Genomic DNA, 24,103 nt, shown 5'->3' with positions numbered 1-24,103 from the left:
ACGAGGGAGCCCCCGATGGCACGGCCGAGCCAGAACCTCCTCAGCCGTGCGCTCATCGCCCGCGCGGCTCTGGACCTGTTGGACGAACAGGGCGTGGAAGCGCTGAAAATGCGCACGATCGCCGACCGGCTCGGGGTGCGCGGGGCTTCCCTGTACCACCACGTCGCGTCCAAGGAGGACCTGCTCGACGCGGTCGCGGAGCTGATCAACGACGAGATCGACCTCGGCCCGCTGACGGACCCGGGCGGCGTGGAAGGAATCTCCGCGTACGCCCACGGCTACCGGGGCGTCTACCTCCGCTACCCGCACATGATCCCGCTGGTCGCCCGCCGCCGGGTCGCCTCCGACAAGGCTCTGCGCGGCTACGACGCCCTCCTCGACGCGCTGACCCGCTCCGGGTGCTCACCGGCCGAGGCCGCGGAGGCCGCCGCCGCCATCGACAACCTCGTGCTCGGCTCCGCCCTGGAGACCTTCACCGCCGGCTTCAACCTCCCCCCGGCGGACTACGCCTCCCGCTACCCCGCCCTGTCCGCCTCCCTCCAGGCGTCAGCCACCCACCCCGGCGGCCTCCCCGCCCTGGACACCCGCGGCTTCACCTTGGGCATCCGCCTCATCCTCCGCGGCCTCCCGCCGGCAGCGCACCCGTAACCGACCAGGCGAGCTCAGCGGGCCGGGCCGTCGCCCGCACCGGACGGTGTCAGGATGCGCCGAAGCGGGCGCGATCGGGCCTCGCGGGCGTCCGGCTGAGAGCCGCCCCTGGCGCGAAGGTGTCGAAGCCGTGGAAGGCCCCGGGCCATACGTACAGTTCGGCTCCGCCGCCGGCCTGCCAGATCGCATTGGCGTAGGCCACGTCCTCGTCCCTGAAGGTCTCTGCCGACTCGACCTCAATGGAGGCCGGGGGCAGGTTGGACAGATCCGTCGCGCGGGCGGGAGCCGCGTAGGGCGGGTCCGGCCCGCTCGAGGACGTGCCGGACCTGGAGGCCGCCCAGGCCCTCGTCCGCTTCGTTCACGCAGGACTGGAAGCCTTCGGCACCAGTGGCGGCGAACAGGTCGATGACGAAGGAAGTGAGGAGCTCCTGCGCTGCCTCAAGGCAGTGCTGCGGAGACACGGCATCGACTTCAACCCGCCCTTTCGCAGCCATGCAGGATTTCGCCGGTACTGGATCGAGAAGGGAATGCACGGCGGAGGCGGCTACGCGAAGCGCCGCGGCTACCTGCAAGAGCTGTTCGATCCCATCCGTGCTCGGCTGGACGAGCTGGAGGTGGCCAGCGAACGCTCGGACGGCCTGCGAGGCGTCGACGGCACCCTCAAGTACATCGTCTTCGCTTCCACTGGCCACAAGCCGAGATCATCATGAGCGAGATGATCGACGGCGCGATCGAGATCGTTGAGCACGCAGACGCGTGCCTGGTTTATGACCGCCCGCTGGGCGACGCCGGACTCACCTGGGGCGAACTCGTCGACTGGTGGCGTGAGAAGAACAAGATGGCGGACGCCGACGATCGCACCGTTGCAGTGTCGCTGCACGACCGACTGAAGAGGTCCCTTGCCTCCGAGGCCGAACGCTTCCTCTTCTACGCCTTCGTCAGTCGCTACGCGGAGCCGGACGGGATGTCGCAGCCCGCGCTTCTTCCTCAGGTCTATGTGCACTTTGACCCGCTCACCGAGCGCCAGCTTCTCCGGAAGCCTCGCCGGCTCGCTCGGGAGCGCATGGAGTTCCTACTCAGTGAGAGCTGGCACTGACCAAGAGGACGAAGCCAACGTGCTCAGCGGCCGTACTCATCCGGCGGAGTAGGCGCCTAGGGTCGACCGGCCCAGAAAAGTGCCATGTCTCACCGACATTCTCATCGATCTTGCCCATACCACTGACAGGGCCGCGCCCGACTTGGAGTTGTCCGGTTGCGGAACGTACGGACGGAGAAGTTCCCGTCACCCCTGCCGGCACCCTCCTTGGTGGAGGCGAACGGGAACTCGTCACATTGATCGGTCGGGTTTGGCTTCGTCAGCTTTTTGTACGCCGTGTCCTTGGCGCTGCGATTGGCGCTCGTGATCGCCTTCGAGCTCGCGTTGAAGCCGGGGGAGTTCGGGTCATCGGCGGCATGGGCGGGCTGCTCCTGGGCAGCCTGACCGCATACGCCTATGCCCTGGTCCAGGGCTGGCCGGCGGCCATTCCGCTCTACACACTGCTCGCCGGCCCCGCGGCTTCGGTGGTCGTCGCCGCCCGCTCCCCGCGGCCGGGCAGAAGATGGTGACGGCACGACGGCTGGGCCAGAGATGGTCGTGGCCTTGGCCGCAGACCCGGCGGCGCAGCTACTACTCATCTCTGTCCACCTGCTGGTGCGAGGGCCCGCAGGCTCGCCGTCCCCGGGCCCGGGCGGCTTCCTCCGAGGGACGCCGCATGGCGGCAGGAGAACGGGGTCCCCGGCGACATACGAGCCGGGAACCCTTCAGCGACGACACTGTCCCGCAGGAGCTGCTCGACGGATTGCGCGGTGCCGCGCGGGCCGAGGGGGCCCACTTGGAGTTCCCCGGTGACTGGCAGGTGCAGGAGCTACTCGACCTCGTATCGGAGGCCGAACGCGCGGAGAAGCTCTCCCCCGCCGTACGGGAGGAGGTGGCGCGCTGGGCGTCCGAGGGCATTCCCCCCTTCCGCGCTGGGCCCCCGGCGCTACGACGGTCGCGCGCCGGTACGGGACCTCTCCGGCGGGCGTCAGCTCGAGGGCCGCGGGTCCGCGGTGTTCGAGCGGTCGCCGTGCGGCTCGGTTACGGCCCCGATGTGCCCGCCACTTCCCGTAGGCAAGTGTCCGAGGTGCTCGTCGTCCGCTGAAGTGCCAGCCGTCGCGGCGTCGTCACGACCCGTGTACGCGGATCCGGCGCCCGGTCACCTGGGCGGGAGAGACACAAATCCACAGGTTCCGCACGCCACCGGCCCAGGGGCGCGGTGCGGGCAAGGGTCTCCAGTCTCTGTACGGCATGGGATTCGGGCACAGTGCGGGCGTCACCCACCACCAGGACGCTCCAGCCTCAGCGGGTACACCTCGAAGGCGACCACCTGGCCGGAGGCCCGGGCCGGCGCGGCCTGCGGGGAGGTCCGGAAGGAGACCTCGCCGCCGAGGGCCAGATAGTTGACCGGAAGGATGGCCGGTCCGGTATCGGTGCTCACGGACACCCGGCCCACGCCGTGGCTGGCGAGCAGCTCCCAGCACTCCTGGGGGCCGAGCTCGACGAGTTCGGGATGGTAGGCCGCCTGGCCGATGCCGGGTGGAAGCTCTGCCTGGTTACCGGTGAGGTCTTCGACGGTCGTTTCCAGGGCATCGGCGAGGCTCAGCAGGAAGCCGATACCGGGTGTCGCGGGCCCCGTCTCGACGTACTCGATGTATTCGGGCGCGTAGCCGGTGCGCAGACCGAGCTCCTCATAGGAGAGGTGCAGCTGCTCCCGTCGTGCCGCCACCCGGCGTCCGACGTCGCCGCTGGCCTTGGACGCCGGGGCGGCAGGGCCGGTCTGCGGTCCTTCGGCCATCGCAGCTCGCTCTCCGGGTTCGGGGGTTTAGGCCGGCGCTCGCACGTCGTGGCCACCAGGCGCCGACGGGTGAGCCCGCGTTCTTCCACGGTAGGCAGGGATCCGGGTCATCGCACCAGGAGCGCGATGCCGCGGAGCGGGTCCACGGGCATCAGCAATCTTCCGATCACAACGCGCCAGTTCTCCGTCAGACGCAGCCCGGCAGTGATGCGCGGACGAACCGCCGACTGTCGTGCAAGGGGTCTCAGCCTGCCAGCTTGTTGAACTTGCGGATCTGCTGGTCGAAGACCCGCGCCGGAGCGAGGCGGCGCAGCACGCTGAGACGCCTGGCGAAGGGGCCGGCGGTGTAGCGCGGCTTCGGCTTGGGGGTGGTGGCCGCTGTGACGATCGCCCGGGCGACGGTGGTGGGGGCGTCTCCGCCCTTGACCGCTTGCGCCACCACCTGGTCGGTGACGCGCCGCTGTTCGGCGTAGACCGGCAGCGGCGCGTCGGGCTGCACGATGTTCCCTTCGAACGCCGTGTTGGTCCCACCGGGCTCGACGAGGAGGACTCGCACGCCGTGCTCGCGGACCTCGTGGTCCAGGGACTCGGAGTACCCCTCGACCGCGTGCTTGGACGCGACGTAGACGGCCATGTAGGGCTGGGGGATGAACCCGTAGATCGACGACATGTTGATGATGCGCCCGCGGCGCTGGGCCCGCATGTGCGGCAGGACGGCCTTCGTCATGCGGATGACGCCGAAGAGGTTGATGTCGAAGACACGCTGGTCCTGGCCCAAAGAGGTCTCCTCGGCGGCGCCTGTCGAGCCGATTCCGGCGTTGTTGACCAGGACGTCGATCCGGCCGAACCGTTCGATGACCTGCTCGACCAGCGTGGTGACCGACGCATCACTGGTCACGTCGAGGTCGAGGAAGGTCACGCCGTCGCGCGGGGTGACCTTGGAGGTGTCGCGGCTGGTGCCGACCACCTCGAAGCCGGCTTCGACGAGCGCGAGAGCGGCGGCTTGCCCAATACCGGACGATGCCCCTGTGACGAGTGCTACCGGACGGTTCGTGGTCATCATGAACTCCTGGAGAGTTGATCATTTTCGTGGTGGTTCCACGGGCTTGTGGGGCGTCGGCCGGCCGTCGGCGCGGGCCTTCGAGCGGCTGTGTCACGCCATGCTGACGACGACCTTCCCGGCGGTGAACTCGCACAGCTGGTTCCCGCTCGCCTTCATGAACAGGAACTCGTACGTCACGTGACGGCGCCGGGTACGGAAGCTCAGCGCGGCCATGGCCGTCCGCAGGAGGGGGTTGGCTCCCAGCTCCCTGGCGAAGGCGGCGTCGGGAGTTCCGGCGATGCTGATGACCTTTCTCGGCGCCGAGCGGGTCGAGGACGACGACGTAGTCGTGCAGGTCCGTCTCGGAACGCCTGATGCCTGTAGTCGACGACCGTGTCCGCGCCCAGGCTCCTCACGAGGTCGATGTCGGCCGCGCTGGTGGTCGTGGCCACGTGGGCGCCCAGGCACTTCGCCCATTGGATGGCGATGGTGCCGACGCCGCCGGAGCCTGCGTGTACGAGGGCCTTCTGGCCCGGCCGCACGTGCGCCCGCTCGACCAGAGCCTGCCACGAGGTCAGGGCGAGCAGGGGGAGGGACGCGGCCTCGTCCATCGTCAGCGTGGCCGGTTTGTGCGCCACGCCGTCCTGGCGTACCGCGATGCGCTCGGCGAACGTGCCGATCCGGTCCTTGTCGGGCCGCGCGTAGACCTCGTCGCCCACCGCGAACCGTGTCACGGCCGGACCCGTCTCGATCACTGTCCCGGCAAGATCGCTGCCCAGGATGAACGGGACCCCGTACGGCAGGATCGCCTTGAACTCCCCGTCCCGGATCTTGAGGTCGATCGGGTTGACGCCCGCCGCGTGGATCCGGACCAGGACGTCGTCCGCGCCCAGGCGCGGCTGCGGCGCCTCAGCGGCGCGCGGCCCGGCTCGGTCGCCGTAGCGCTCGACCATGAAGGCCCTCATCGTCGTCTCCGTCCTTCTCGTGGGCCCGGCGCTCACGACGCGTTCGGCGCCAGCGCCAGGCCCTGCTTGACGAGCCGGGTGACGTCGTCGGCGAGGATCTCGGGCAGGCCCTGCTCGATGCCGTCCAGGGCCTGGACGGCGACGTCGGCGGGGTCGGCCTTCTGATCCGCCGGGACGACACTGGCCATGTCGGTGTCCATGTATCCGACGTGCAGTGCGGAGACGGTGATGCCGCGGGGCGCCAGCTCCTCGCGGGCGGCGTCGGTCAGCGCCCAGGCGGCGGCCTTGGCTGCCGCGTAGGCGCCGAGGCCGGCCGGGTGGAGCCAGGACAGCACGGACAGGACGTTGAGTACGGCGCCGCCGCCGTTGCCCTCGATGACCGGGGCGAAGGCCCGGGTCACGGCGAGGGGACCGAAGAAGTTGGTCTCCATCTCCAGGCGCACCGTGTCCAGGTCGCCGCCTATCAGCGGGGTGCCGGTGGAGATTCCCGCGTTGTTCACCAGCAACGTCGCGTCGGAGGCGAGGTGCGCGGCGGCCCGGATGGATGCCTCGTCGCCCAGGTCGAGGCGCAGCGGGATGACACCGGCCAGGTCCACGGACTCGGGACGGCGGGCCGCGGCGTAGACGGTGGCTCCTCGCTCCAGGAGCTGGGCGGCCATGTGGCGTCCCAGTCCTCGGTTGGCTCCGGTGACGACGGCGACCGCGTCCTTGAGTTCCATGTCCGCTCCTTGCGTTTCTGTCGCCCGAGGGGCGGGCCGACATTTAGATTATGGCTGCAATCTAATCGGAGTCTAGGATAGATGGCAACCGACATCCAACTGGGAGGTGGCCGATGGGCCGCGTGTCACAGACGCAGGCGCAGGAGAACCGGCAGCGGGTCGTGGAGATCGCCTCTCGGCTGTTCCGTGAGCAGGGCACCCACGTCAGCGTCGCCGACCTCATGAAGGCCGCCGGGTTGACCCACGGCGGCTTCTACAAGCAGTTCGCCTCCAAAGCGGCACTCATAGACGAGGCCACCACTCACGCCTTCGGCGAACTCGCCCAGCGCCATACGGCCGGTCTCGAGCGGCACGCCGGACAGCGCGAGGCCGCGCAGCGGGAGTTGATCGACACCTACCTCTCCATCGAGCACCGCGACAACGCGGCGGACGGCTGCCCCGCCGCCGGGCTCGCCGCCGACATGGGGCGCGCGGGCGGCCCTCAGGAAGCTCATCGCGTCTACGCCGGTGGCGTACGCGCCTTCGCCGACGCGCTCGCCACCGAGGACCAGGAGGGCATCACCCGGCTGTGCACCATGCTCGGGGCCCTCGTCCTGGCCCGCGCCACCAAGGGCTCCCCGATCTCGGAAGAGATCCTCACCACCGCACGCGCGGCCTTGACGACGGCGAACGGCTGATCCGGAAGATCCCCCGAACCTCGACCATGGACTGCCCGGTCTCACAGGCGCATCGCGCACGGGAGTTACGCGGGCCAATGCCTGGAGCGCGGCGAAGTCGGCGCGTGCCCGGAACCGACCCCCTCGACGCCGGCGGTACAGGTCGTTCGCGGCGCATGGCCGAACGGCAGAGCCCGCAACAGGATCTACCACCCGGTAGACCGCTGCCGTCCAGCTGCGCGCCGAGGGCCACGAGATCCACGAGATCCACGACGAGGGCATCGGCCGACCGTCCCCGCTCAAGCAAGCCCACGCCGGGGTCATCCCCCGCGGGCGCGGGGAGCGGGACATCAGGCTTGATCCTTTCGGTGCCGGCCCGGGGCCATCCCCGCAGGCGCTCGAGCGGCGGTGAGCCCCGTCCGCGGACGGCGAGGCAGCCGACCATTCCGTACTGATCGCCTCGGTCGCCCAGTACGCGGCCTACTCCCCCAGCCTCCATGTCGACTGCCCCAGCACCCGCTGACGCGCCGCCGCCCTCCCTGACACCATCGTCCCGTCCGTGCCCGCCTCCGAGGAGCGCTTCGCCCACGGCATTGCCGTCGTCCACACCGAGGCATCCGGCAAGACGGCGAGGCCCCTCACGAACTCCGGCGCGTGTTGCCGTTCGTACCGGCGGTGGAGGCGACGGGGGGCCGGCGGGCGGCTGGACCGCCCACGACGGCACCTGCGTCGTGGACGGCGAGAACATGGTCGCCCTGGCCCGCTACACCGCCACCAACAAGGCCACCGGAGAGCCGATCGCCGTCCGGGTGGCGCACCACTTCGTCGTTCGCGGCGGCCTCGTCGTGCGCTTCGAGCAGTTCGCGGACACCGCCGAGGTCCGCGCCGCCATGCAGCGTGGGCGCGTGCTGCTTCCCGCTGCTGGAATACGGCCTGGACATCGACCTGAGCGACGCCCTCGCCGACAACGGAGGCGACCTCCAGGCCGCCGTCGACCGCGTCGCCGCCACCGTCCACCAGACCGAAGACGAATTCCGCGCCCTCAGCATCCGCCTGTCGGCCTCACCGGCCGGCCAGGACCCCGCAACTGAAGCGATACGTGGAAGCCCTGGACCGGATGATCGTCGGCAACCTGCACCGGTCATACATCGCCCCCCGCCACAACGGCCGCGGCCACATCTGGGCCGGACACACCACCACCGTCATCCTCACGCCACACCGCACCCTCTACCGGCTCGAAAGCAGAAACGGACTCCAGCCCCTCCTGCCCTGACCCGGGGACAGTGCGGGCGCAGCCACCGCCGATTGTGAACGGATCCATACCCGCGTGATTGGTCCGTGCCGGATCCATTGACGCTCTGCCCCCCCGCGGGCCTACAACTCTCCTCATATAGATGAAAGTGCAGATAGGTGGGGGGTGGCCCATGGTGAAGTTCGAGTACGTGCTGCTCGCGTTGCTCGCCGGGCGTCCTCGAAGCGGGTTCGACCTGGGCAGATGGGTGGAGACCGAGGGGCAGTTCCTGCGGTCGCGGGCCCACCACAGCCATATCTACCGGCTGTTGGGACGGATGGACACCGATGGGTGGATCGCGTACGAAGTCGATCCGCGCGACGGGCGGCCGGACGCCAAGGTGTACCGGCTCAGGCCGCGCGGGCGTGAGGTCCTGCTGGATTGGGTGCGCTCGCCGTACGAGCCGACGAGCCGCTTCCAGGACCCGGACTTCCTGGCCCGGTTCGCCTTCGCCGCACCGCTGGACGCGGAAGCGGCGATCCGGCTCGTACGGACTGAACTCGCCTACCGCCGGGAGCAGATCGCCCGGAACCGGGAGCGGGACCGCACGCTCGGCTTCCAGGATCCGTTGCCCGAGCTGGACCCGGGCCTCGCCCAGGAGATCTTCGACGAACTGCACCGCCACGGCGCGTCCGCCGTCGACACCTGGGTGGCGTGGCTGGAGCGGATGCTGCACCGGCTGGAAGCCCGCCGGACACAGAGAGGGAATACTCCCGCATGAAAGCCATCATGGTCATGTTCGACAGCCTCAACCGGCACATGCTGCCGCCGTACGGCGCCGGCTGGACGCACGCGCCGAACTTCGCCCGGCTCGCGGAGCGATCGGTCACCTTCGACCACGCGTACGCGTGGCTCGATGCCCTGCATGCCGGCCCGCCGTGAACTCCACACCGGCCGCCACAACTTCCTGCACCGCAGCTGGGGACCGCTTGAGCCGTTCGACGCGGGGACGTCATCACCATGGGGGGCGCTCGCTTCTGTGCCGGAGTATCGGCCCGAAACCAGAAGCGGCCCCTGACCAGTTGCAACCGTCTCGCAGTAAAGACCGCATCGGCTACAAGGGATTGCTTGACATCAGGGCGACGCGGTCGGCTGCTCGGCTTGCAGCCGGGCGATGAGCAGGGCGACGTCATCGTGATCGCCGGGGTGCCGCAGAGCGCGCAGAAGGAGGTCGCAGGTGTCCTCCAGGGTGCGGCGGGGGCCGGTGAGCAGGGACAGGAGAAGGTCCAGCCGCTCGTCGAGGGATTGGTCGCGGGTTTCCACCAGGCCGTCTGTGTACAGGACCAGCTGGTCCTCGGTGGCGAGGTCGAGGCGGGTGGTGTGGAAGGGGACGCCGCCCACCCCGAGCGGGGCGCCTGTGGGCAGGTCGAGCAGTTCCGGGGGCCGGCCCAGGCGCATCAGGACCGGCGGCAGGTGTCCGGCCAGCGAGATGCGGCACTGCCCGTCGTGGGGGTTGTAGACGGCGTAGGCGCAGGTCGCGAGGGTGTGGTCCATGCCGGCGGTGGCCTGGTCGAGGTAGTGCAGGATCTGGGCGGGGCCGAGGTCGAGCTGGGCCAGGGTGCGGGTCGCGGTGCGTAGCTGTCCCATGGTCGCGGCGGCGTCGATGCCGCTGCCCATGACGTCGCCGATGATCAGGGCGGTCTTGTCGCCGGGCAGCGGGATGACATCGAACCAGTCGCCGCCGATCTCACTGGTGTCGCCGGCGGGCTGGTAGCGGTGGGCAATGTCCAGGCCCGGCCGGTGTGCGGGCCGGTTCGGCAGAAGATTGCGCTGGAGGGTGAGGGCGGCGTGCCGCTGGCTCTGGAACCAGCGGGCGTTGTCGATGCACACGGCCGCCCGGGCAGCCAGCTCGCCGGCCAGGATGACATCGTCACCGTCGAACGGTGCCGGGTTGCGGGCGCGCTGGAGGCCCACGACGCCGATCACCTCGCCGCGGGCGATCAGCGGTACCGCGAGGTAGGAGTGCAGCCCGGCCGCGGCAAGGAGCGTGGCGGCCGTGTCGTCCCGGGCGATGCGGCGCAGGTCCGCACCAGTCACTGTCGCCCTCACGACGGTACGGCCGGTGTTCACGCACTGGGTGACCAGGCGGTCGGTGTCGTACTGGGCGAGGTCGCCGACGGGGTCGGCGGCCCGCGTCGCCTCGGTGGGGTACGCCGACACCACCGCCAGCGCTCTGAAGCGCGCCGGACCGGTCGGCGGCGTGGCGGTGCGCAGGCCGTGCAGAACGCTGTCGAGTACATCCACGGTGGCCACGTCGGCCACCTGAGGCACGCACACCCCGGCCAGCTCCCGGGCCGTCTGCTCCAGGTCGAGGGTGGTGCCGATCCGTACCGAAGCGTCGGCGACCAGCGCCAGGCGGCGCCGTGCCCGGGCGGCGTCGACAGCCGCCCGGTGCTGCTCGGTGACGTCCACCACCGAGGTGGCCAAACCGAGCACCCGCCCGGCGGGGTCCTCCAGCCGGTAGAAGGACACCGACCAGGCGCGCTCCTGGCCGGGATCGGCCGGGTCGGGGCCAACCGCGAACCGGTCCACCAGCGGAACACCTGTGGCCAGGACCTCGCGCAGCGCCGATTCATTGGCATCCCCACCCAGAAACGGCATCCTCTCCCCCACCGTGAGCCCGGCACCGTCCGAGGCGGAGCGGCCGTTCATACGTTCCAGCGCCGGGTTGACCAGCACATACCGGAGGTCGGTGTCCATGACCCCCAATCCGATCGGGGACTGGGAGACCAACCGCAAGGACAGCGCCAGATCCCGTTCCACGCGCCGCAGCGTGGCCTGGTCGGTGGCGATGCCCAGCGCGTAGCGGTCTCCCCGCTCATCCTGCAGCCGCATGTTGCGGAACTCCACCAGCCGCGTGCTGCCGTCCTTGTGTCTGACCGGGAAGCCGCCTGCCCAGCGCCTCCCGCTCTCCATCACGCGGGCGAACAGCTCGATGACGAGATCCAGGTGCTGCTCATCGACAAGCAGCCGGGCCGCGAACTGCCCCAGCGCCTCGTCGGCGGAATAGCCGAACAAATCCTCGGCCTGCGGGCTCCACAGCACGATCCGGCCGCCGTCGTCCAACACCACCGCGGCCAGACTCAGCACATCCAGCAGCCCGCCGGGGGCCGCCGGGCCCGCACCCGTCTGGCCGACCTCAGCCCGGAACGCATCGGACGTACTCACCCCGGCACCCTTTCCCAGTCACCCGTACGACAGCAGCCCCGTACCGGCCTGACCACAGGCTCCGATCTCCTCTCACCCGGCTCCCACCGTCTCATCGTCTCTCCGAACCGGCGGCGGGGCGCCTCACGGCTGCCCGCCGCCTGACCGTGTGGCCTTGGCCGGGGCCGAAGCGGGGGGTACTTCCTCCAGAGCGGCGGCCAGGGCATCCACATCGAGCTCGTCAGGTGGCATCAAGATCACGACGCTGCCGGCGCGGGGGAAGATCCGCAACGCCCGCCACCGCCCTCCCCCCATCCCGGCTAATTGATAATGGAATCCATTTTTATATAGAGTTGCAGTGGCGTTTGCCCTTGCCGTGGCAGCGTCCGGCCGCTGGGCGGTGGGGGTGGGGCAGACGGCAGCCCGGCGGCCGGCGTTCCCCCGCTTGTCGGTTGAAGGCGCCTGGGTTGGGTGCCCGTCAGGGCGCTCTGCCCGGAGGGGCACTGCCGCCCAAAGGCCCCGCACGCCCCGGGTGTGTTACACAGGTAGTAATCAAAGGGGTATTTTGCAGCAGCTCAAGCTCGGAATCATGTCGCAGAGCCGTAAAGAGAACGAGCACCGTCTGCCGATCCACCCAGCGCACTTCGAACGGATCGACGTCGACCTTCAGCCCAGCATCTATCTGCAGACCGGTTACGGAGAGCATTTCGGTGTTTCGGACCGTCAGCTTGCACCGTGGGTCGCCGGTTTCCGCTCCCCCGAGGAGCTGATCGCGGAGTGTGACGTCATCCTGCTGGCCAAGCCGTTGCACGAGGATCTGGCGGAGTTGCGGGACGGGCAGGTGCTGTGGGGGTGGCCGCACTGCGTGCAGGACGAGAAGGTCACGCAGACCGCCATCGACCGCAGGCTCACGGTGATCGCCTTCGAGGCGATGAACCACTGGACCCGGGACGGTGCGTTCAACCTGCACGTTTTCCACAAGAACAACGAGCTGGCCGGCTACTCATCGGTGCTGCATGCCATGCAGCTGACCGGGGCGACCGGTGACTACGGGCGCAGGCGGCGTGCCGTGGTCATCGGCTTCGGCGCCACCGCCCGCGGCGCGGTAACCGCGCTCAGCGCGCTGGGCGTTCACGACGTGGACGTGCTGACTGCCCGCGGCATCGCCGCCGTCAGCTCACCGATCCACTCGGCGCGGATCGTGCACTTCGACCACGACGTGGCCGACGACACCCTCGACCCGCGGCGCAGCATCGTGCTCACAGAGGACGGCCCGGAGCCGCTGGCCGAGTTCCTCGCCGGGCACGACATCATCGTCAACTGCGTGCTGCAGGACACCGCGGCGCCGCTGATGTTCCTGATAGAGGAGGACCTGCCGAAGCTCGCGGCCGGCACCCTGGTCATCGACGTCTCCTGCGACGAGGGCATGGGCTTCGCCTGGGCTCGGCCCACCACCTTCAACGACCCGATGTTCACCGTCGGCGACCACGTCCACTACTACGCCGTGGACCACAGCCCCTCCTACCTGTGGGATGCGGCTACCTGGGAGAACAGCGAGGCGCTGATCCCGTTCCTGCGGTCGGTCCTCGAAGGACCGGCAGGCTGGGACGGTGACCGCACGATTCGCCGAGCGATCGAGATCCGCGGCGGCACCGTCCAGAACCCCGCGGTCCTGGCCTTCCAGCACCGCGCCGAACAGTACCCGCACGCACTGCTCTGAACCGACGCCGCCTGGCCGACGGCAAACCCACACCGGTTACGCCGCCGGTCAGGCCTGAGCCCTGCTGGACGAGCACACCGCGCTGCGCGGGTCCGGTCCGGGCTCGCACGGTGCCGTCGGCGTTGGCTCGTCGTTATGCGTCGATGGGACATCGGAACGTGGTGCAGCGGAGCAGTGAGAGGATCGCGAGTGTGACGGCAAACAGTGACATCGAGAAGGCGGCCGGTGTGCTGCGCGCCGGGGGCCTGGTGGCCTTCCCGACCGAAACGGTCTACGGTCTGGGCGCCAACGCCGAGGATCCCGCCGCGGTCGCGCGTATCTTCCAGGTCAAGGGGCGCCCGCCCTCCCACCCGCTGATCGTCCACATCGCCGGCGCCGAGCATCTGGACGACTGGGTCGAGGACGTGCCCACCACCGCGCGCCTGTTGGCCGACCGCTTCTGGCCGGGGCCACTGACGCTGGTCCTGCGGCGCGGTCGCCGGGTGCCCCTCGAAGCAACTGGTGGACTGGAGACGGTGGCCGTGCGCGTGCCCGACCACCCGGCGGCACTCGCGCTGCTGTCGGCCTTCGGCGGCGGTGTGACGGCCCCGTCCGCCAACCGCTTCGGCTCGGTCAGCCCCACAACGGCAGGCCACGTCCGTGCGGAGCTCGGTGATGCCGTCGACTTCGTACTGGACGGCGGCCCCTGCGAGGTCGGCGTCGAGTCGACCATCGTCGACGCCACGGGCGATATCCCGAGCATCCTCCGGCCAGGAGGAGTGACACGCGAGGACCTCGAAGCGGTGCTGGGGCGCCCGATCGCGGTGCCCTCCACGAGCCATGTCCGGGTCCCGGGCCAGCACCCGTCACACTACGCACCGCGGGCGCGGGTCGTCCTCGTCGAGCCCGAGAAGGTCGTCGCCGAAGCGGAACTCGCGCAGAAGCTAGGGCACCAGGTGGGCGTCTTTCTTCCTCCCTCCTTCGCCGGCGCCCAGGTGAAGGCGCACGCCGTGGTGGCGGTCCCCGGTTCGACGGCCGCCTACGCGCGCGGGCTGTACGGGTTCCTGCGCGAGCTCGACCAGCAAGGGTGCGACCTCATCGTCGCGTCCTTGCCTGCGGAGGCGGGGCTTGGAATGGCGATCGCCAACCGGCTCCGCCGCGCCGCGGGGCCCCGGCCCACTGGCTGAACGCGCGGCGGCCGGCTGCGTCCGGGCGGGCTCCGGGCATGTCGATGCGTGATGCCATGCCCGGGCGGGAGAGCATGACGCGATGCCGCCGACACACATGCACATCGTCGTGTCGCACCAGGTCAACTACACGTGCGCAGACCAAGGGCCTCGACCCCGGACCTCCCCAAAACAGGCGCAACTCTGCAATTCCGGCAGGCCGCGGCCACCCCCTCCAGGAGGGGGCTGAGGGGATCGGTTCGAGCCGTGTGGTGGTCGGACACACCCTGCGGGGGCTTATTGTGCCGACCGGCCACATATGCCGTTGACCTGCGAACTTCTACGTTGTGGCCACACCCGACGTCCCCGCAGACACCCTGGAAGTGGTGCACATGGCCTCCCCCGCAACCGCCCCGAAGGCTTCGTCCGGCATCAGACGCATCGTCGCCGCGAGTCTCATCGGGACCACCATCGAGTGGTACGACTTCTTCCTCTACGGGACCGCCGCGGCCCTGGTCTTCAACAAGCTGTTCTTCCCCACCGCGGATCCGCTCACCGGCACCCTGATCGCCTTCCTCACCTACGCCATCGGGTTCCTCGCCCGGCCGCTCGGCGGGATGGTCTTCGGGCACTTCGGGGACAAGGTCGGACGCAAGAAGCTGCTGGTGCTCAGCCTGCTCATGATGGGCGGGGCCACCTTCGCGATGGGGCTTCTGCCCACCCACGCGAGCATCGGCGTCGGCGCTCCCATCCTGCTGACCTTGCTGCGCCTGGTGCAGGGGTTCGCGCTGGGCGGTGAGTGGGGCGGGGCCGTGCTGATCGTCTCCGAGCACGGCGGGCCCGAGCACCGCGGGTTCTGGGCGTCCTGGCCGCAGTCCGGTGCGCCCGGGGGGAACCTGCTCGCCACCGGCGTGCTCGCACTGCTCGCCGCCGTGCAGTCGGACGCCACGTTCCTCGCCTGGGGCTGGCGCATTCCCTTCCTGCTCTCCGGCCTCCTCGTGGTCGTCGGGCTGTGGATCCGCCTGTCCGTCTCCGAGTCGCCGGTCTTCCTCGCCGCGCAGGCAGAGTCCGCGAACTCCGCCGAGGAGGAGCGGGCCCCCGTCGTCCAGGTGTTCCGCAAGGACTGGCGGCAGGTCCTGACCGCCATCGGCACCCGGTTCGGCGAGAACATCTCGTACTACGTCCTCACCTCCTTCCTCCTCGTCTACGTCACCACCCACCTCGGCCTCCCCAAGACCACCGCGCTCAACGCGCTCCTGATCGGCTCGGCCATCCACTTCGTCACCATCCCCGCCTGGGGCGCGCTGTCGGACCGGATCGGGCGCCGGCCGGTGACGCTGATCGGTTCGGCGGGCATGGCCCTGTGGGCCTTCGGGTTCTTCGCACTGGTGGACTCCAAGTCCTTCGTCGTCATCACGGCGGCCGTCACCGCCGGCCTGCTCCTGCACGGCGCCATGTACGGGCCTCAGGCCGCCTTCATCTCCGAGATGTTCGACACCAAGGTCCGTTACTCGGGGGCCTCGATGGGTTCCCAGCTCGCGTCGATCTTCGCGGGCGCCCTGGCCCCGATCATCGCCGTCGAGCTCCTGAAGGACTACGGCTCCTCGGTGCCGGTCTCCGTCTACCTCTCCGCGGCCGCCGTCGTCACCACCATCACCGTCGCCCTCGCCCGCGAGACCCGGGGCCGGGACCTGTCGGTCCCGAAGTCGGGGGCGGCCCAGGCCGACGGCGGGTACGCGGCCCGGTCCGCGGCCTCGGTCTCCGACCCGGCCTGAGTCCCCTGGCCCGTCCCGTCGAGACCCGTCCCGTCGAGAATCATTCCGTAGAGACCCGCCCCGCCCTCGTTCCGCCCACGGGTCCGCCCGCCGCGTCCGGTGCTCCGGGTACGGCGGGCGGCCCCGCTCGCCACCCCCCGCACCGAAGGGCTGCCAGCATGGCCCACGTGAACGAATCCACCGAGCCCGCTGCCGGGCACCGGGCGGCGGCCGCGCTGCGGCAGCTCCTGGACCTGCTCGCCCAGGGCGCACCCGTCGAGGATTTCGCCCGGCCCGGCACGCTGGCCCGTACCGGCGGGGCCGGGACCGCCGAGCAGGCCCTCGTGGAGGAGGCGACCGGGGTCGCCCTCGGTATCCGCCGCACCCTCGACCAGCACCGGCGGCGCGAGGCGGAGCTCACGGCCCTCTTCGACACGGCCGGCGACCTCGCGGCGCTGCGCGATCTCGACGCGGTGCTACGGGCCATCGTGCGGCGGGCCAGGACCCTGCTCGGTACGGACGTCGCCTATCTCACGCTCAACGACCCCGTCGTGGGCGACACCTTCATGCGGGTCACGGACGGCTCCGTGTCCGCCGCCTTCCAACAGCTGCGCCTGGGCATGGGCGAGGGGCTCGGCGGCCTGGTCGCCCAGACGGCCCGCCCGTACGCCAGCGCCGACTACCGCGCCGACGACCGTTTCCGGCACACCAGCACCATCGACTCCGGGGTGCGCGAGGAGGGGCTGCGGGGCATCCTCGGTGTCCCGCTGCGCGTCGCCTCACGGGTCATCGGGGTGCTCTACGCGGCCGACCGGTCGGTGCGCGACTTCGCCCCCGACGCCGTGGCGCTGCTCTCCTCGCTCGCCGACCACGCCGCCGTCGCCATCGACGGCGCCCGTCTGCTGGAGGAGACCCGTACGGCCCTGGTCGAGCTCAACTCCGCCACCGAGACCGCCCGGGCCCACAGCGAGGCCGTGCGGCTGGCCACCGAGACCCACGACCGGCTGACGGACCTGGTCCTGCGGGGCGGGGACGTCACCGATGTGGCCCGGGAGGTCGCCGCGCTGCTGCGGGGCGGGCTCGTGGTGCACGACGCCGAGGGCACCGAACTGGCCCGGGTCGCCAGCGAACCGATCGGCCCGCCCGTCCAAGGGGTGGCCGCCTCGCGCTCCGGCGGCCGGGCCGTTCCGGTGGACGGGGTGTGGGTCTGCGCGGTCCTGGCCGGCTCCGAACTCCTCGGCAGCATCGCCCTGACCGGGCGGGCCGACCTCTCGGACACCGACCGGCGGCTGTTCGAGCGCACCGGGCTGGTCACCGCGCTCCTGCTGCTGCTGCGGCGGTCGGTGGCCCACGCCGAGGACCGGGTCCGCGGCGAGCTGCTCAGCGACCTGCTGACCCCGGAGAGCCCCGGGCGTACCCGCGATCCCGGCAGCCAGACGATCCGGGCGCGCAAACTCGGCGTCAACCTCGCGCGCCCGCACGCCGTCCTGGTGCTGCGCTGCGACGCGGCCCTGCGGCCCCGGCTGTCGGCGGAGGCCTCCCGCCGGGCCCGTGCGCTGGACGGCCTGGCCGGGCCGCACGAGGGCCACACCGTGCTCCTCGCCCCGGCCGAGCGGCCCGGGGACCTCGCCCGCGCCCTGGCGGCGGAGCTGGGTCAGGCCCTGGGCGCCCCCGTCACGGTGGGCTCCGCCGGCCCGGCAGGCCACCCGGGCGGCCTGCCCGGCGTGTACACCGAGGCCGTGCGCTGCCTGGAGGCCCTGCATGCCCTCGGCCACACCGGCCACGGCGCGGCCCTCCCCGACCTGGGCTTCGTCGGCCTCCTGCTCGGGGACCACGGGGACGTCGGCGGGTACGTCCACCAGGTGCTCGGCCCGGTCATCGACTACGACGCCCAGCGCGGCACCGACCTGGTCCACACGCTCCGCGCCTACTACACGCACGGAGCCAGCCTCTCCAGGGCCAAGGACGCCCTGCACATCCACGTCAACACCGTCGTGCAGCGCCTCGACCGGATCGGCCGGCTCCTGGGCGAGGACTGGAACACCCCCGCCCGGGCCCTGGAACTCCAGCTCGCCCTGCGCCTGCACCTCCTGGCGCAGCCCGGCCCGCCGACGGCTTAGGCCTTCTCTTTCGGATCTGCCGGGCCCGCGGTGCCCGGCACCGCGGGCTCGGCCGCGAAGATCCGAGAGAGACGACCTAAGGCTGCGAGCCGGGGGTGACCAGGCCGGTCTCGTAGGCCAGGACGACCGCCTGCGCGCGGTCGCGCAAGGTCAGTTTGGCGAAGATGCGGGCCACATGGGTCTTCACGGTGGCCTCGCTGAGCGTGAGCTCCCGGGCCAGCTCGGAATTGGAGAGGCCGTGGCCCATGAGGGTGAGCACCTCCCGTTCGCGCGGGGTCAGGGCGTCCAGGTCGGGGTGGGGCGCCGGGGCCGCGCCTTCGCCCCGCGCGGCGGAGGCCGAGGCGCAGCGCTCGACCAGCCGGCGGGTGATCGAGGGGGCGAGCAGGGCGTCTCCGGTGTTGACGAGCCGTACGGCGTTGGCGAGGTACTCCGGGGTGACGTCCTTGAGCAGGAACCCGCTGGCTCCGGCGGCGAGGGCGGCGTAGACGTACTGGTCGAGGTCGAAGGTGGTCAGCATGATCACCCGGCACTCCGGGGCTTCGGCGAGGATCCGCCGGGCGGCCTCCAGCCCGTCCATGCGCGGCATGCGTATGTCGAGCAGGACGACGTCGGGGCGCAGGCGCTTCACCTCCGAGACGGCTTCCACCCCGTCGGCGGCCACCCCCACCACATCGATCCCCCGGGCGGTCAGGATCAGCCGGAATCCGGTACGGACGAGTTCCTGGTCGTCGGCGATGACCACCCGGGGGCCCAGTGCCGGGGCGGTCGGCCCGGCTGCCGTGGTCACGGCCGCTCCAGCGGGAGGCGGGCGCGGACCCGGTAGCCGCCGCCGAGGCGGCGGCGGGCGTCGAAGTCGCCGCCGTACACGGCGACCCGCTCACGCAGACCGACCAGCCCGCGGCCGGCGCCGTCCGCCTTCGCCGCCGGCGCGGCCGGCCCGGCAGGCGTGCCAGTCGCGCCCGCCGTACCCGCCGTGCCAGTTACGCCCGTCGTTTCGGATATGCCAGGCGTATCAGCCGTGGCGGTCGCGGGCGTCCGGTCGCCCGCCGACAGCACGCTCGGCCCGCTGTTGAGCACCTCGACCCGCAGCGCGTGGTCCGCGTATCTCACGGTCACCTCGGCCTTCACCCCGTCCCCGTGTTTGAGTGCGTTGGTCAGCGCCTCCTGGATGATCCGGTAGGCGGTGACGTCGATCCCGGCCGGCAGCGGCCGCGGTTCGCCGGATATCCGGACCTCGACCGGCAGCCCGGCGAAAGCTATGCGGTCGATGAGCGGACTGAGCCGGCTCAGGCTCGGCTGCGGCGAAAGCTCCGCCTCCGGAGCGCCGCCGTAGGGCTCGTCCGTGCCGTCCTGCGCGGGGGCGAGCAGGCCGAGCAGGTGCCGCAGCTCGGTCATCGTCGTGCGCCCGGCCTTCTCGACGGCGCTCATCGCGGCCGCCGCCTCCTGCGGCATGGTCGCCAGCACCTCGCGGGCCGCCCCGGCCTGGACCACCATCAGGCTGACGTTGTGGCTGACTATGTCGTGCAGCTCGGCCGCGATCCGGGCCCGCTCCGCGTCCACGGCGGTGCGGGCCGCGGTCTCCCGCTCCCTCTCCAGCAGCCAGCCGCGCTCCTCGATCGCCGCCCGGTGCGCGCGCTTGGCACGTACGAGTGCGACGGCCAGCCCGCAGGCGACGAGCACCGCCGCACCCGCTACGGCGCCGCACACCGCTCCGAACAGCCAGTCCTCCCCCGCCATCTCCCTCACAGCCCCCCTCGTCCAAGATCACCGACTCCGCAAGCTTCGCAGGCCTCCCGCGTAGTCCGCATCACTCCCCCGGGTCTGCCCGCGTACATCCCCAGGATGACCCGGTCCCTCTTCTACATCCCCGGGGCGACGCACGGTGCCCTGCCCGCCTTTTAAGTTCGTGCCATGACAACTCATCACGGCACCGCAGGTCAGGCTGTTGTCCGCCTGGACCGCGTGCACAAGGAGTACGGCGACGCGAAGGCGCTCGATGGACTCTCCCTGGAGATCCGCAAGGGCGAGGCGGTGGCCGTGATGGGGCCTTCCGGCTGCGGGAAGTCCACGCTCCTCAACATGGTGGCCGGCCTGGACGGGCCGACCGCGGGGACGGTCGAGGTGCACGGCCAGGACCTCGGGAAGCTGAACGAGACCGGTCTGGCGCTGTACCGGCGCCGCGACGTCGGCATGATCTTCCAGTTCTTCAACCTCATCGACGACCTGCCCGCGCTCGACAACGTCGCGCTCGCCGCCCAGCTCACCGGCGCCCCGGCCCGTCAGGCCCGCCGCCGCGCGCTGGAACTCCTCGACGAGCTCGGAGTCGCCGACCGCCGCAACAACTACCCGGCGACCCTCAGCGGCGGCGAGCGCCAGCGCGTCGGCGTGGCCCGCGCCCTGATGAACCGTCCGGCCCTGCTGCTGGCGGACGAACCCACCGGCGCCCTCGACAGCCGCTCGGGCGAGCAGGTCATGGACCTGCTGATCGATCTCAACCAGATAGGCCAGACCCTGCTGATCGTCACCCACGACCCGCACCTCGCGACCCGGTGCGCCGGCCGCCTCGTGGAAATGGCGGACGGCCGCGTCGCCCGCGAACGCGCCCTGGACGACGTTGCCGGCGCTGTCAACGGTGCCGGCGCTGTCGGCACGACCGTCGCCACCGGTGTCGCCGGTGCCGCCGGTGTCACGGGTGTCGCGGGTGTCACCGGCACCCCGGAGCGTTCCGCGTGAGCGCCGTGTGGCGGGCCGCCCGCGCCGCCGTCGGCCGCCGCAAGGTCCAGACGTTCGTCATCGCTCTCGTCGTCCTCTGCTCCACCGCGACCGTCCTGCTCGCGCTCGGCCTGCTCGCCGCCGCCTCGGGCCCCTTCGAAAAGGCGTACGCGGCGCAGCGCGGCGCGCACACCGTGGCCACGTACGACACGGCGAAGGTCTCCGACGCCCAACTCGCCCGGACCGCGCACCGCCCGGGGGTGGCGGCCGCCGCCGGGCCGTTCGGCCAGGCCGTCGTCGACGTCCCCGGGGACTGGCTCTGGATGCCGCCCGGACCCCTCACGGTGGTGGGCCGGGCCGATCCGGCGGGCCCCGTGGACCGCGTCGAAGTGCTGCTGGGCCGCTGGGCCGAGGCGCCCGGTGAGATCGTCGTCAACTGGGGGATCGACGGCACTCCGTACGAGGATCTGCTCGGCACCGGCCTGGAGGTGCCCGGCTACCCGAAGCTGACCGTCGTCGGGTTCGCGACCAGCATGAGCAAGTCGGCCTCCGCCTGGGTGACGCCCGATCAGGTCACCGCGCTGCACCCGGCCTCCGCGCAGATGCTGTACCGCTTCACCGACTCGGCAACGGGCGCGCAGCTGCGCGACTCGCTCGCCACGGCCACGGCCGAGCTGCCCCCGGACTCGAGGGTGGCCGCGCAGAACTACCTCACGCTCAAGAAGGCCTTCTCCTCCCGGGCCGACGCCTATCTGCCCTTCATGTCGATCTTCGGCGTCCTCGGCCTGCTCGTCTCCGCCCTGATCGTCGGGAACGTGGTCAGCGGCGCCGTCGTCTCCGGGGGCCGGCACATCGGCGTGCTCAAGGCCATCGGTTTCACTCCGAACCAGGTCGTCGCCGTCTACCTGACGATGGTCTCCGTCCCCGCCGTGGTGGGCTGCCTGCTCGGCACCCTGCTCGGCAACGCGCTGGCCGGGCCCATCCTGAAGATCGCCTTCTCCGGTGTCGAGACAGGCCTGGCGGGCGTGGGCTCCGTCTCCCCCTGGCTCAGCGTCGCCTGCCTGGCCGGCATGCCCGCGCTCGTCCTGCTGACCGCGCTGGTCCCGGCCCTGCGGGCGCACCGGCTGCCGGCCGCGCAAGCGATCAGCACCGGCGGTGCGCCGCGCACCGGCCGCGGACTGCGCGTCCAGCGCGCGCTGGCCTCCTCCCGCTTGCCGCGCCCGGTCAGCCTGGGTCTCGGCCACCCGTTCGCCCGGCCCGGCCGCGCCCTCATGACCATGGCCGCCATCGTCCTCGGTGTCGCCACGGCGACCCTGGCAACCGGTCTGACCAGCACGATGGTCGCGTACGCGGGAGCCGGACAGGGCGCCGGCGGCCGGGTGGTCAACATTCAGACCGGCACCTCCGGGAACCGTCACCCGCAGCCGCTGCTGAGCGACTCGCAGATCGAGGAGCGGCTGCGGTCCCTGGGGGCACGGGAGGTACGGGCCCGCGGGCTGACGCAGGTCCGGCTGGTCGGGTACACACAGCCCGCCTTCGCCAGCTTCTACCGGGGGAGCCTGTCCCCGGCCGAGGCCCCGTTCGTGGAAGGCCGGCCGCCCCGCGGACCCGGTGAGATCGCGGCCGGTCCCGCCTTCCTCACCGAACGCGGACTCGCGGTGGGCGACGAGGTCACCCTGGAGGTGGGCGGCAGGCGGGCGGCCGCGACCATCGTCGGCGAACTCATCGACAGCGACGCCCGTTCGCTGGAGTCCACTTGGGAGACCCTGGAGCAGCTCGCCCCGGGCACGCGCGCCGTCGACTACTCGGTCCGGGTCGCCCCTGGTACGGACGCCGGCGCCTACGCGGACGCCGTCAACGCGGCCGACCCCGGCCTGCGCGCGGAAGCGGCGGGCTCGGTCAACGCCGCCACCACCACGGTCGTCGGCTTCTCCTCGGTGTTCACCGTACTGCTGACGCTCGTCTCCTCGCTCGGCGTCTTCAACACCGTCCTCCTGAACACCCGCGAGCGCCGCCGCGACCTCGGCATGCTCAAGTCGATCGGTATGACACCGCGCCAGGTGGTGGCCATGACGGTGACCTCGGTGACCGGGCTCGGCCTGGTCGGCGGACTGCTCGGGATCCCCGTCGGGATGCTCGCGCACCGGCTCGTCGTGGACAACGTGGGCATCGTCGCCTTCCCGGAGTCGATGAAGGACGTCTGGCACGCGCCGCAGCTCGCCGCGATGCTGTGCGCCGGTATGGCCATCGCCGTCCTGGGCGCGCTGGTCCCGGCCCGGTCGGCGGCCCGGATGACGATCGCCTCGGCCCTGCACACCGAGTAGCCGCCCGCCCGCCGGGCGGGCACGGCCGGATGGCGCGTACCGGAGGGCGTCCCGGAGGGCGCGTACCGGCTGCCCGCTCAGCCCTGGGTGAGGGCGGCCTCCGCCTCCGCCTCCACGATGCGCCCGTCGCGCAGTTCCACGACCCGGTCCGCGAGCTCCATCAGGGCCGGGTCGTGGGTCGCCACCAGCGCCGTGACCCCTTCGCTGCGCACCACCGCTCGCAGCAGCCGCATGATCTGACGGCCCGTGTCGGAGTCGAGCTGCCCGGTCGGTTCGTCCGCGATGATCAGGTCGGGCTCGTTCGCGAGGGCACGGGCGAGGGCGACCCGCTGCTGCTGCCCACCGGAGAGTTCACCGGGGCGCTGCTCGGTGTGGTCCGAGAGCCCCACGAGAGCGAGCAAGGTACGGGCCCGCTCCTCGCGCTGCTTGGCCGGAATCTTGCGCAGCCGCATCGGGACCCCGACGTTCTCGGCGGCGGTCAGGGCGGGGATCAGGCCGAAGGACTGGAACACGAAGCCGATCCGGTCGCGGCGCAGCGCGAGGCGGCCCTCCTCGTCCAGGCCGGCCAGGTCGGTGCCGTCCAGGGAGACGCTGCCCGCGGTCGGGGCGTCGAGGCCGCCGACGAGGTTCAGCAGGGTGGTCTTGCCGGATCCCGACCGCCCCTTGAGGGCGGTGAGTTCGCCCCGGCGGACCTCGAACGACACCCCGCGCAGCGCGTGGACGGCCTGCGGTCCGGTGCCGAAGCTGCGCCGTACGCCGTCCACGACCACCATCGGCGGCGTCGGCGTGCCGGCGTCCTGCCGCGGGAACGTCTCCGGCGCCTGCGCCTCCCGCGGCTGCGGCTGCGACTCCTGCGACTCCTGCTGCTGCGTCATCCTGCGGTTCCCCCTGGGATTCGTTTCCGCCGCCGGTCCCGCACCGGTCCGGTCTCCGGTTCGGCCGCCGTTCGGCCGCCGGACGTTGTCCGAGATAGCGCCCTTGCGTGCC

At 71.4% G+C, this 24,103-nt stretch carries 22 protein-coding genes and 2 pseudogenes; 15 read left to right on the top strand and 9 right to left on the bottom strand.

Annotated features, from left to right (window positions below; genetic code table 11):
- Positions 1 to 15 precede the first annotated feature (15 nt).
- Positions 16 to 648, top strand: coding sequence for a TetR/AcrR family transcriptional regulator (locus J7F03_RS21490; RefSeq protein WP_214951793.1), 633 nt, complete (start codon positions 16 to 18; stop codon positions 646 to 648).
- Positions 649 to 697: 49 nt separating this feature from the next.
- On the opposite strand, the gene J7F03_RS21485 is transcribed toward J7F03_RS21490, so the two are convergent.
- Positions 698 to 904 carry a hypothetical protein gene (locus tag J7F03_RS21485; RefSeq protein ID WP_374104377.1) on the bottom strand — a complete coding sequence of 69 codons (207 nt, stop codon included), beginning with the start codon at positions 902 to 904 and terminating at the stop codon, positions 698 to 700.
- 61 nt (positions 905 to 965) lie between these two features.
- Here J7F03_RS21485 and J7F03_RS21480 point away from each other — a divergent pair, with 61 nt between their 5' ends.
- From J7F03_RS21480 to J7F03_RS21470, 3 genes are all read left to right on the top strand, one after another.
- The gene (locus J7F03_RS21480) at positions 966 to 1,358 is read left to right on the top strand and encodes a hypothetical protein (protein ID WP_214951791.1); all 393 of its coding nucleotides are present in this window, start codon (positions 966 to 968) and stop codon (positions 1,356 to 1,358) included.
- On the top strand, positions 1,355 to 1,744 hold the full coding sequence (locus J7F03_RS21475; RefSeq protein WP_214951789.1) for a hypothetical protein: 390 nt from the start codon (positions 1,355 to 1,357) through the stop codon (positions 1,742 to 1,744). Before J7F03_RS21480 ends, J7F03_RS21475 begins: the two co-directional genes overlap by 4 nt.
- Positions 1,745 to 2,100: 356 nt before the next feature.
- Positions 2,101 to 2,253, top strand: a complete 153-nt coding sequence (locus tag J7F03_RS21470; protein ID WP_214951787.1) for a hypothetical protein — start codon at positions 2,101 to 2,103, stop codon at positions 2,251 to 2,253.
- A gap of 746 nt (positions 2,254 to 2,999) precedes the next feature.
- On the opposite strand, the gene J7F03_RS21465 is transcribed toward J7F03_RS21470, so the two are convergent.
- From J7F03_RS21465 to J7F03_RS21450, 4 genes and pseudogenes are all read right to left on the bottom strand, one after another.
- Positions 3,000 to 3,521: a pyridoxamine 5'-phosphate oxidase family protein gene (locus tag J7F03_RS21465; RefSeq protein WP_308379852.1), complete on the bottom strand. Its 522-nt coding sequence runs from the start codon at positions 3,519 to 3,521 to the stop codon at positions 3,000 to 3,002.
- A 244-nt stretch (positions 3,522 to 3,765) separates the two neighbouring features.
- Complete coding sequence (locus J7F03_RS21460; protein WP_214951785.1) at positions 3,766 to 4,581, bottom strand: oxidoreductase; 816 nt, start codon at positions 4,579 to 4,581, stop codon at positions 3,766 to 3,768.
- 123 nt (positions 4,582 to 4,704) lie between these two features.
- Positions 4,705 to 5,528 (bottom strand): annotated as a pseudogene (locus tag J7F03_RS21455) (NADP-dependent oxidoreductase); the annotation flags it as partial.
- Between the two features lie 32 nt (positions 5,529 to 5,560).
- The gene (locus tag J7F03_RS21450) at positions 5,561 to 6,247 is read right to left on the bottom strand and encodes an SDR family oxidoreductase (RefSeq protein ID WP_214951783.1); all 687 of its coding nucleotides are present in this window, start codon (positions 6,245 to 6,247) and stop codon (positions 5,561 to 5,563) included.
- 113 nt (positions 6,248 to 6,360) lie between these two features.
- Here J7F03_RS21450 and J7F03_RS21445 point away from each other — a divergent pair, with 113 nt between their 5' ends.
- The 5 genes and pseudogenes from J7F03_RS21445 (at position 6,361) to J7F03_RS21425 (ending at position 9,076) form a co-directional block, all read left to right on the top strand.
- Positions 6,361 to 6,924 carry a TetR family transcriptional regulator gene (locus J7F03_RS21445; RefSeq protein WP_214951781.1) on the top strand — a complete coding sequence of 188 codons (564 nt, stop codon included), beginning with the start codon at positions 6,361 to 6,363 and terminating at the stop codon, positions 6,922 to 6,924.
- A 680-nt stretch (positions 6,925 to 7,604) separates the two neighbouring features.
- Positions 7,605 to 7,796 (top strand): annotated as a pseudogene (locus J7F03_RS42700) (nuclear transport factor 2 family protein); the annotation flags it as partial.
- Positions 7,797 to 8,002: 206 nt separating this feature from the next.
- Positions 8,003 to 8,176: a hypothetical protein gene (locus J7F03_RS21435; RefSeq protein WP_214951777.1), complete on the top strand. Its 174-nt coding sequence runs from the start codon at positions 8,003 to 8,005 to the stop codon at positions 8,174 to 8,176.
- 151 nt (positions 8,177 to 8,327) lie between these two features.
- Positions 8,328 to 8,915, top strand: a complete 588-nt coding sequence (locus tag J7F03_RS21430; protein WP_214951775.1) for a helix-turn-helix transcriptional regulator — start codon at positions 8,328 to 8,330, stop codon at positions 8,913 to 8,915.
- Entirely contained in the window at positions 8,912 to 9,076 is a 165-nt protein-coding gene (locus tag J7F03_RS21425) for a hypothetical protein (protein ID WP_251072239.1), read from the top strand. The genes J7F03_RS21430 and J7F03_RS21425 overlap by 4 nt, the downstream gene beginning before the upstream one ends.
- A gap of 192 nt (positions 9,077 to 9,268) precedes the next feature.
- On the opposite strand, the gene J7F03_RS21420 is transcribed toward J7F03_RS21425, so the two are convergent.
- Positions 9,269 to 11,362: a SpoIIE family protein phosphatase gene (locus J7F03_RS21420; RefSeq protein ID WP_214951773.1), complete on the bottom strand. Its 2,094-nt coding sequence runs from the start codon at positions 11,360 to 11,362 to the stop codon at positions 9,269 to 9,271.
- Between the two features lie 544 nt (positions 11,363 to 11,906).
- Between J7F03_RS21420 and J7F03_RS21415 the strand changes: the two genes are divergently transcribed.
- The 4 genes from J7F03_RS21415 to J7F03_RS21400 all read left to right on the top strand — a co-directional run bounded on the left by J7F03_RS21415 (position 11,907) and on the right by J7F03_RS21400 (position 18,080).
- On the top strand, positions 11,907 to 13,061 hold the full coding sequence (locus tag J7F03_RS21415) for a N(5)-(carboxyethyl)ornithine synthase (RefSeq protein ID WP_214951771.1): 1,155 nt from the start codon (positions 11,907 to 11,909) through the stop codon (positions 13,059 to 13,061).
- 191 nt (positions 13,062 to 13,252) lie between these two features.
- The gene (locus J7F03_RS21410) at positions 13,253 to 14,227 is read left to right on the top strand and encodes an L-threonylcarbamoyladenylate synthase (RefSeq protein ID WP_374104372.1); all 975 of its coding nucleotides are present in this window, start codon (positions 13,253 to 13,255) and stop codon (positions 14,225 to 14,227) included.
- A gap of 371 nt (positions 14,228 to 14,598) precedes the next feature.
- A complete protein-coding gene (locus J7F03_RS21405; protein ID WP_214951913.1) occupies positions 14,599 to 15,981 on the top strand; it encodes an MFS transporter in 1,383 nt (460 codons plus the stop codon).
- Positions 15,982 to 16,139: 158 nt separating this feature from the next.
- Positions 16,140 to 18,080, top strand: a complete 1,941-nt coding sequence (locus J7F03_RS21400; protein WP_214951767.1) for a GAF domain-containing protein — start codon at positions 16,140 to 16,142, stop codon at positions 18,078 to 18,080.
- Positions 18,081 to 18,156: 76 nt separating this feature from the next.
- On the opposite strand, the gene J7F03_RS21395 is transcribed toward J7F03_RS21400, so the two are convergent.
- Together J7F03_RS21395 and J7F03_RS21390 are read right to left on the bottom strand one after the other, a co-directional pair.
- Positions 18,157 to 18,867, bottom strand: coding sequence for a response regulator transcription factor (locus J7F03_RS21395; protein ID WP_308379848.1), 711 nt, complete (start codon positions 18,865 to 18,867; stop codon positions 18,157 to 18,159).
- Complete coding sequence (locus J7F03_RS21390; RefSeq protein ID WP_214951909.1) at positions 18,864 to 19,817, bottom strand: sensor histidine kinase; 954 nt, start codon at positions 19,815 to 19,817, stop codon at positions 18,864 to 18,866. Before J7F03_RS21390 ends, J7F03_RS21395 begins: the two co-directional genes overlap by 4 nt.
- Positions 19,818 to 19,991: 174 nt before the next feature.
- Here J7F03_RS21390 and J7F03_RS21385 point away from each other — a divergent pair, with 174 nt between their 5' ends.
- Both J7F03_RS21385 and J7F03_RS21380 read left to right on the top strand, forming a co-directional pair.
- Positions 19,992 to 20,813 carry an ABC transporter ATP-binding protein gene (locus J7F03_RS21385; RefSeq protein WP_214951765.1) on the top strand — a complete coding sequence of 274 codons (822 nt, stop codon included), beginning with the start codon at positions 19,992 to 19,994 and terminating at the stop codon, positions 20,811 to 20,813.
- A complete protein-coding gene (locus J7F03_RS21380; protein ID WP_214951763.1) occupies positions 20,810 to 23,116 on the top strand; it encodes an FtsX-like permease family protein in 2,307 nt (768 codons plus the stop codon). The genes J7F03_RS21385 and J7F03_RS21380 overlap by 4 nt, the downstream gene beginning before the upstream one ends.
- Before the next feature lie 77 nt (positions 23,117 to 23,193).
- Here the strand turns inward: J7F03_RS21380 and J7F03_RS21375 are convergent, their stop codons facing one another.
- A complete protein-coding gene (locus J7F03_RS21375; protein WP_214951908.1) occupies positions 23,194 to 23,889 on the bottom strand; it encodes an ABC transporter ATP-binding protein in 696 nt (231 codons plus the stop codon).
- Positions 23,890 to 24,103: the final 214 nt, after the last annotated feature.

Origin of the sequence: Streptomyces sp. ISL-43, assembly GCF_018614195.1 — a bacterium.
GTDB lineage: Bacteria > Actinomycetota > Actinomycetes > Streptomycetales > Streptomycetaceae > Streptomyces.
Note: the sequence above shows the minus strand (reverse complement) of the source record. Positions and strands in the feature narration are given on the sequence as shown.